The sequence below is a fragment of the Streptomyces sp. ActVer genome (assembly GCF_027270795.1).
Classification (GTDB): domain Bacteria; phylum Actinomycetota; class Actinomycetes; order Streptomycetales; family Streptomycetaceae; genus Streptomyces; species Streptomyces umbrinus_A.
This window is the reverse complement of record NZ_JAPWHT010000513.1, coordinates 1-6,994: the sequence shown is the minus strand read 5'-3', so window position 1 is coordinate 6,994 and position 6,994 is coordinate 1. Positions and strand designations below refer to the sequence as shown.

The window sequence follows — 6,994 nt, the reverse complement described above, 5'->3', positions numbered from 1 at the left end:
CGTGGCGATCGAGGGAACGCGTTCCCCCGATGGACCGTCTCCAGAAGCGGGGCGGCACGTCATCTGGTCACAATGGCCGCGACGAGCCGCGACGGCGGCCGCACCTGGACGACGGCCGGCACACCGCCGCCCGCCTACCGCTCGGGCGTCACCTGGCTCCCGCACAGCCGGACATCCGCCCTCGCGGTCGGCCCCACCGGCACCGACCTCACCACGGACGGCGGGCGCACCTGGCGCACCCTGGACACCGGCTCGTACGACACCGTGGACTGCACCCCCGACCGGGCCTGCTGGGCCTCCGGCGAGAAGGGCCGGGTGGCCCGCCTGGAGCGCTGAACAGCGATCCTCCCGGGAGAACGGGCGCGGTAAGTGACTGTCGGCCGCGGGCCGTACTCTCGTCACATCATGACGACGACCGTACGCATCCCCGCGGGCTGGCCCGCCACCGAGGACGAGGCCCGAGCCGTGCAGGACGAGTTGCGGGGGCGGGTGGTGCTCGACGAGCCCGGGCCGCCGCCGCGAACCGGCCGCGTGACCGGGGTCGACGTGGCCTACGACGAGGAGCGCGATGTCGTCGTGGCCGCGGCCGTCGTGCTCGACGCGTCGACCCTCGACGTGATCGCCGACTCCACGGCCGTGGGACAGGTGCCGTTCCCGTACGTCCCAGGGCTGTTGGCCTTCCGGGAGATCCCGGCCGTGCTGGCCGCCCTCGAAGCGCTGCCCTGCGAACCGGGCCTGGTCGTCTGCGACGGCCACGGCCTCGCCCACCCCCGCCGCTTCGGCCTGGCCAGCCACCTCGGCGTCCTCACCGGCCTTCCGACGATCGGCGTCGCCAAGAACCCGTTCACCTTCACGTACGAGGCTCCGGGCGCCCCACGCGGATCGGCCTCGCCGTTGCTCGCGGGCGAGGAGGAGGTCGGCCGGGCACTGCGCACGCAAGCGGGCGTCGCGCCGGTCTTCGTCTCCGTCGGCCACCGGGTGACCCTGGACACCGCCTGCGCCCACACCCTCCACCTCGCGTCGCGCTTCCGCCAACCGGAGACGACCAGACTCGCGGACGCCCTCTGCCGCCGGGCGTTGAAGGCGACAGCGCTCTGAGTACGAGTACTCGGCACCGGCTTCTGAGTACGCCTTCTGAGTACCGGTTCTGAGTATCTGTACGGATGCCGGGCCCCCGCCATGATCGGCAGGCTGTGACGCATGACGACACACCGCGCCCCGAAGCCCGCCACCAGCCCTACCCAGCCCGTCGAGCGGGCCGTGATGGCCGGACTGCTCCTCGCCGTCCTCGCCGGAGTCGCCTGGATAGCCGGGATGATCTACACGGTCATGGGGTGGCCGCTCTGAGCAGTTCCTCGCGGCCGATGACGTCGGCCCGCGTGGCCGGCACCGTGCACGCGTAGGCCCCGGCGATCGCGCCGAAGAGCCCGCACCGCTCGGGCGGTTCGCCGCTCAGCCGGCCGAAGAGATAGCTCGCCGCGAAGGCGTCCCCGGCCCCGTTCGAGTCCACGACCGGCGCGCTCGGCGTGACGGCCGGGATGCGGGTCAGCTCACCGTCCAGCAACTGGTACGCCCCCTCGGCCCCGTCGGTGGCGACGACCACCTCGGCCCGGCCCCGCTCGGCGATCCGCCGCATGGTCTGCTCCGGGTCCGCCAGCTCGGCCGCCGACAGGAAGACGACGTCGGCCTCATACGCGAACGCCTCGTGATACGCCTGCGTACCGTCCCAGTTGTGCAGGTCGGTCGAGATGCTCACCCCCGCCTCGCGCAGCAGCGGGAGGGCGTACGCGCAGGGGTGCGTGATGGAGACATGCGCGTGCCGGCTCGTCGCGGCGAGGGCCCGTACGGTCTCCGGGGGCAGCCGGTCCTCCTCCCGCGCGCGCGTGCTGTCGTACAGCGAGAGCCGCCGCCCGTCCGGCCCGACGAGGTTCACCGCACGCTTGGTACCGGCCGGCTGCGGAACCTCGGTGAGCGCGATACCCCGTTCGCGGTGAAGCTCCCGCACCAGATCCCCCGCGTGATCCGCGCCGACCATGTCGAGATGGTGCGTCCGCAGCCCGAGCGCATGCACCCCGAGCGCCACGAAGTCCCCGGTCTGCCCGGCCCGCGTCTCGATCGCGGGCACCATGTGGCTGTCGGCGAGGGGCAACGGCAACGAGGGCACGTACACGATGGTGTCGACCCCGGCACCGCCGAGAACGAGGACATCGATCGCGCGATTCAAGGATGCTCCTGTGTATTGAGAAGGGTCCCAGGGCAGCGCGCCCCTTTAGGGGCGCGGGGAACTGCGCGACCAGCCACGACGCGCCCGCAGCAGTCATCCGGCATTCCCCGCGGGGCGCTACCGCGTGGCGGTAACCCGAAAACTGATCCCAGCTGCCCGCAGCCGCTCAATCAGCGAATCCCCCATGGCAACAGCAGTCGTCACCTGCCCAGACGTCGAGGGAAGCTCGTCGAACGCAAGACACAACGCGGACTCGGCCAGCATCTTCGCGGTGTCCCCGTACCCGGGATCCCCACCCGAGACCTCCGTGAACACCCGCCGCCCACCCCCCTCACCGACGAACCGCACCGAGAACCAACTCGACGCCCGCTTCTCCTCGCTGGGCCCGTCACCTGGCTTGAGCCGGTCGGAGAGCCACCGCCGCACCGGCGGCACCTGCGCCGCCGCGATGACCGCCCCGGCCCCCGCCGCCCCGCCCAACGCGGACGGCAGCGTCTCGGCGGCCGCGTAGTGCCGGTAACGGAAGTCGGGCCCGTACCGTTCCAGCGCCCGCGCGGACCGCTGCACGATCTGCGCGTCGATCGTGGGCAGGGGCAACGCCCACGCCCCGACCTCCTTGGCGAACCGCGGAGCGCTCGGCGGCGCGTACGCCCGTCGTCCCATCAGCCGGGGCTCGTGCCGCTTGCGGTCCCGCGCCGCGGCGAGCATCTGCCGCCCGCGCGACATCTGGTTGAGGGCGGAGGCGAAGGTGCCGCCCGAGAACATGCCCCCGGCGCGTACGAACCCGTCCACGGTCAGCGGCACCCCTTCGGGCAGCTGACGCACGGTGAAGTAGGCGCCGAGGTCGTGCGGGATCGAATCGAAGCCTGCGGCGTGCACCAGCCGTGCGCCGGTCTCACGCGCGCGTGCGTCGTGCCGCACGTACATGAGGTCGACGAACTCGGACTCACCGCACAGGTCCAGGTAGTCGGTGCCGGCCTCCGCGCAGGCGGCGACCAGGTCCTCGCCGTACGTGAGGTAGGGCCCGACGGTCGTGGCCACCACGCGCGTGTGCTCCGCGAGTTCCCGCACGGACGCCGGATCGGTGACATCGGCCCGCAGCAGCGGCAGCTCCGCGCAGGCCGGGTCGATCGCTGCCAGGCGCTCCCGCAGCCGTTCCAGCTTCGCGGTGTCGCGCGCCGCGATCGCCCACCGCAGCCCTTCCGGAGCGTGCGCGGCGAGATACTCCGCCGTGAGAACTCCGACGAACCCCGTGGCTCCGAAGAGCACGATGTCGTACGCGCGCTCCGTCCTGTCCTGCCTGCTCATGGCACCTCTCAGCCGTCCAGCCCGCGCCGTTGTCGGTGGCTGAGGCTAGCGTGAGGTACGAGGAGCCGAACCAGGACCCCGTACGAGGGGCCGAAAAGGACCGGAGGCAGCCGTGGCCCCGACGATGACCGCCCTGAAGAAGTGGGAGAAAGTACGAGAGTTCGCCCTCGGACTGCCGGGCGCGGCCGAGGAGTTCCCCTGGGGCGAGAGTGTCGCGAAGGTCAACAAGAAAGTGTTCGTGTTCCTCGGTGTCGCCGACGGCAGCTATCCGCTGGGCGTCACCGTGAAGCTCAAGGACGAGGTGGCGCACGCCCACGCGCTGTCCTCACCGGGCGCGGAGCCCGCGGGCTACGGCCTCGGCAAGGCGGGCTGGGTGAGGGTCCCGCTGGAGGAGAAGGGCGCCCCGGCCGCGGAGCTGCTGTGCGACTGGGTCGAGGAGAGCTACCGCACCATCGCCCCAAAGAGGCTCATGGCGGAGCTGGACGCGCGCTGAAGCTCCTGGTTGGCTTCCATAATCTACTAAGCGCTTGCTCGCCAGGGCTTGTGCGGAGTGGAACGCGTTCTTAACATCGCTGATGTTACATCAGGTGTGTCACAGTGCTGGGGGCTTGATGGCAGCGGCAGGAACGGCAGGGCAGGGCCCGCTCGCCGGGGTGCGCGTGGTCGAGCTGGCGGGCATCGGGCCCGGCCCGTTCGCCGCCATGCTCCTGGCCGACCTGGGCGCGGACGTCGTGCGCGTGGACCGGCCGAACGGCGGGGGACTCGCGATCAAGCCCGCCTACGACATCACCAACCGCAGCAAGCGCTCGGTGATCGTCGACCTGAAGGCACCCGACGGCGCGGACCAGGTCCTCGACCTGGCCGACCGCGCCGACATCCTCATCGAGGGCTACCGCCCGGGCGTCGCCGAGCGCCTCGGAGTCGGCCCCGAGGCCTGCCACGCCCGCAATCCGAAGCTCGTCTACGGACGGATGACCGGCTGGGGCCAGGAGGGCCCGCTCGCCCCGCGCGCGGGCCACGACATCGCGTACATCGCGCTGACCGGCACCCTCGGCATGATCGGCGCTCCGGGCGAGCCCCCGGCCGTCCCCGCGAACCTCGTCGGGGACTACGCGGGCGGCTCGCTCTACCTCGTCGTCGGCGTCCTCGCCGCCCTCCACCACGCGCGCGCGACCGGAGCGGGCCAGGTCGTGGACGCGGCGATCGTGGACGGCACGGCCCACCTCGCCTCGATGATCCACGGCATGCTCGCCGCCGGCGGCTGGCAGGACCGGCGGGGCGCCAACCTCCTCGACGGCGGCTGCCCGTACTACGGGACGTACGAGACGGCCGACGGCCAGTACATGGCGGTGGGTGCGCTGGAGGCCCAGTTCTACGAGGAGTTCGTGCGGCTGCTCGGCCTGGGGGAGTACGTCTCGGCGCGCAAGGACCTGTCCCGCTGGGGCGACCTCCGCGAGGCCGTCGCGGCCCGCTTCAAGACGCGTACGAGGGACGAGTGGACCGCGGTCTTCGAGGGCTCCGACGCCTGTGTGGCGCCGGTGCTGTCGCTGCGCGAGGCCCCGCACCATCCGCATCTGGCCGCCCGCGGCACCTTCACCGAGCACGGCGGCATCACCCAGCCCGCGCCCGCGCCCCGCTTCTCCACCACCCCCACCGCCGTCCGCAGCGGACCCGCGCTGCCGGGCGCCGACACCGCGGACGTGGCTCGCGACTGGGACGTACCGGACCTCCTGAAGGGCAGCACCGAGCCGGAGGGCAACAGCGAACCGAAGGGCAGCACCGAATGAAGCGGCAGATCTTCGCGCCCGAGCACGACGCGTTCCGCGAGACCGTCCGGACCTTCCTGGCCAAGGAGGTGCTGCCGCACTACGAGCAGTGGGAGAAGGACGGCATCGTCTCGCGGGACGCCTGGCTGGCCGCCGGAAAGCAGGGGCTGCTCGGACTCGCGGTCCCGGAGGAGTACGGGGGCGGGGGCAACGCCGACTGCTATCAGCCGCTTGTTCGATGCTCCACTCATCGGGATGGATGTGAGGGACGTTCTTGCCGTGCTGCCTCAGGGGGGCGGGGTGCCGCCGCTACAGTCGCCTTGTCTGACAACGAAGTTGTCGGACCTACCGCCGGACGGGCGGGAAGTAACGCCTGTGGAGGCCCATGTAAGACCGGCTCCCGTAAGGGAGAGGGCAAGGGCCTGCGAAGCAGGAACCCAGGGTGGCGCCGCATGGCGGCGCGGACCGAAATCGTCTGTGTCACGCAGGTGAGGGCGTCAAAGCACCGTACTCGCCGAGGCGTTCACCCGCGCGGGGGCCTAGGGGCTCGCGCGCGGGCGGCGCAACAACGTTCGTGTGCCCAAGACCACCTCCTCGGCCAACTCGACGGCGCCTTCGTGCACCTGATGACGAACCTCGCGCAGGAGCGGCTGAACATCGCCGTCGCCGGGATCGCCGCCGCCGAGTACCTGCTGGAGATCACCACGGAGTACGTCAAGGAGCGCGAGGCCTTCGGACGGCCGCTGTCCCGGCTCCAGCACATCCGCTTCGAGATAGCCGAGACGGCCACCGAGTGCGCCGTCACCAGGACGTTCGTCGACCGCTGCACAGCCGACCACACGGACGGCGAACTCGACGCGGTGCACGCCTCGATGGCCAAGTGGTGGGCCACCGAACTGCAGAAGCGCGTCGCGGACCGCTGTCTCCAACTGCACGGAGGCTACGGCTACATGACGGAGTACCGCGTCGCCAGGGCCTTCACCGACGGCCGCATCCAGACCATCTACGGCGGGACGACCGAGATCATGAAGGAGATCATCGGCCGTTCCCTGCTCGGCTGACCCTCCCGGCCCCTGCGGGCCCTCCTTGAAAGGCTCACGCGTGACCACCGAAGCGTACGTGTACGACGCGATCCGCACCCCGCGCGGCCGCGGCAAGGCGAACGGCGCCCTGCACGGCACCAAGCCCGTCGACCTTGTCGTCGGGCTCATCCACGAGATCCGTGCCCGTTTCCCGGGACTCGACCCGGCCGCCATCGACGACATCGTGCTCGGTGTCGTCGGACCCGTCGGCGACCAGGGCTCCGACATCGCCCGGATCTCCGCCATCGCCGCCGGACTGCCCGACACGGTGGCCGGAGTCCAGGAGAACCGCTTCTGTGCGTCGGGCCTGGAAGCCGTCAACCTCGCCGCGATGAAGGTCCGTTCGGGCTGGGAGGACCTAGTCCTCGCGGGCGGCGTCGAGTCGATGTCCCGGGTGCCGATGGCCTCCGACGGCGGCGCCTGGTTCGCCGACCCGATGACCAACATCGCCACCAACTTCGTACCGCAGGGCATCGGCGCCGACCTCATCGCCACCATCGAGGGCTTCTCGCGCCGTGACGTCGACGAGTGCGCGGCGCTGTCCCAGGAGCGTGCCGCCGCGGCCTGGAAGGACGGCCGTTTCGGGAAGTCCGTCGTCCCCGTGAAGGACCGCA

General features: G+C 71.4%; 7 protein-coding genes and 3 pseudogenes. 8 read left to right on the top strand and 2 right to left on the bottom strand.

Annotated features, from left to right (window positions below):
• The 3 genes and pseudogenes from O3Q52_RS45905 to mmpA all read left to right on the top strand — a co-directional run.
• A pseudogene (locus tag O3Q52_RS45905) lies at positions 1-336 on the top strand (hypothetical protein); the annotation flags it as partial.
• Between the two features lie 69 nt (positions 337-405).
• On the top strand, positions 406-1,098 hold the full coding sequence (locus tag O3Q52_RS45900) for an endonuclease V (protein WP_269654423.1): 693 nt from the start codon (positions 406-408) through the stop codon (positions 1,096-1,098).
• A gap of 102 nt (positions 1,099-1,200) precedes the next feature.
• Entirely contained in the window at positions 1,201-1,347 is a 147-nt protein-coding gene (mmpA, locus tag O3Q52_RS45895; RefSeq protein ID WP_169801948.1) for a morphogenic membrane protein MmpA, read from the top strand.
• Here mmpA and O3Q52_RS45890 read toward each other — a convergent pair.
• Positions 1,328-2,224, bottom strand: coding sequence for an adenosine kinase (locus O3Q52_RS45890; RefSeq protein WP_269654422.1), 897 nt, complete (start codon positions 2,222-2,224; stop codon positions 1,328-1,330). The two genes, mmpA and O3Q52_RS45890, sit on opposite strands and share 20 nt — an antisense overlap.
• 117 nt (positions 2,225-2,341) lie before the next feature.
• Positions 2,342-3,532, bottom strand: coding sequence for a trans-acting enoyl reductase family protein (locus O3Q52_RS45885; RefSeq protein ID WP_269654421.1), 1,191 nt, complete (start codon positions 3,530-3,532; stop codon positions 2,342-2,344).
• A gap of 124 nt (positions 3,533-3,656) precedes the next feature.
• Between O3Q52_RS45885 and O3Q52_RS45880 the strand changes: the two genes are divergently transcribed.
• From O3Q52_RS45880 to O3Q52_RS45860, 5 genes and pseudogenes are all read left to right on the top strand, one after another.
• The gene (locus O3Q52_RS45880; RefSeq protein WP_269654424.1) at positions 3,657-4,025 is read left to right on the top strand and encodes an MmcQ/YjbR family DNA-binding protein; all 369 of its coding nucleotides are present in this window, start codon (positions 3,657-3,659) and stop codon (positions 4,023-4,025) included.
• A gap of 118 nt (positions 4,026-4,143) precedes the next feature.
• Positions 4,144-5,319 carry a CaiB/BaiF CoA-transferase family protein gene (locus O3Q52_RS45875; RefSeq protein WP_269654420.1) on the top strand — a complete coding sequence of 392 codons (1,176 nt, stop codon included), beginning with the start codon at positions 4,144-4,146 and terminating at the stop codon, positions 5,317-5,319.
• A pseudogene (locus O3Q52_RS45870) lies at positions 5,316-5,510 on the top strand (acyl-CoA dehydrogenase family protein); the annotation flags it as partial. The gene O3Q52_RS45875 and the pseudogene O3Q52_RS45870, both read left to right, overlap by 4 nt.
• 352 nt (positions 5,511-5,862) lie before the next feature.
• Positions 5,863-6,359: pseudogene (locus O3Q52_RS45865) on the top strand (acyl-CoA dehydrogenase family protein); the annotation flags it as partial.
• Positions 6,360-6,399: 40 nt separating this feature from the next.
• On the top strand, positions 6,400-6,994 hold a 595-nt coding region (locus O3Q52_RS45860; RefSeq protein WP_269654419.1), incomplete at its 3' end, for a beta-ketoacyl synthase N-terminal-like domain-containing protein.

Bases quoted from the DNA above. Each gene is read 5' to 3' on its own strand.
- O3Q52_RS45900 (WP_269654423.1), top strand. From the start codon at position 406: ATGACGACGACCGTACGCATCCCCGCGGGCTGGCCCGCCACCGAGGAC.
- O3Q52_RS45880 (WP_269654424.1), top strand. From the start codon at position 3,657: ATGACCGCCCTGAAGAAGTGGGAGAAAGTACGAGAGTTCGCCCTCGGA.
- O3Q52_RS45885 (WP_269654421.1), bottom strand. From the start codon at position 3,532: ATGAGCAGGCAGGACAGGACGGAGCGCGCGTACGACATCGTGCTCTTC.
- O3Q52_RS45875 (WP_269654420.1), top strand. From the start codon at position 4,144: ATGGCAGCGGCAGGAACGGCAGGGCAGGGCCCGCTCGCCGGGGTGCGC.
- mmpA (WP_169801948.1), top strand. From the start codon at position 1,201: ATGACGACACACCGCGCCCCGAAGCCCGCCACCAGCCCTACCCAGCCC.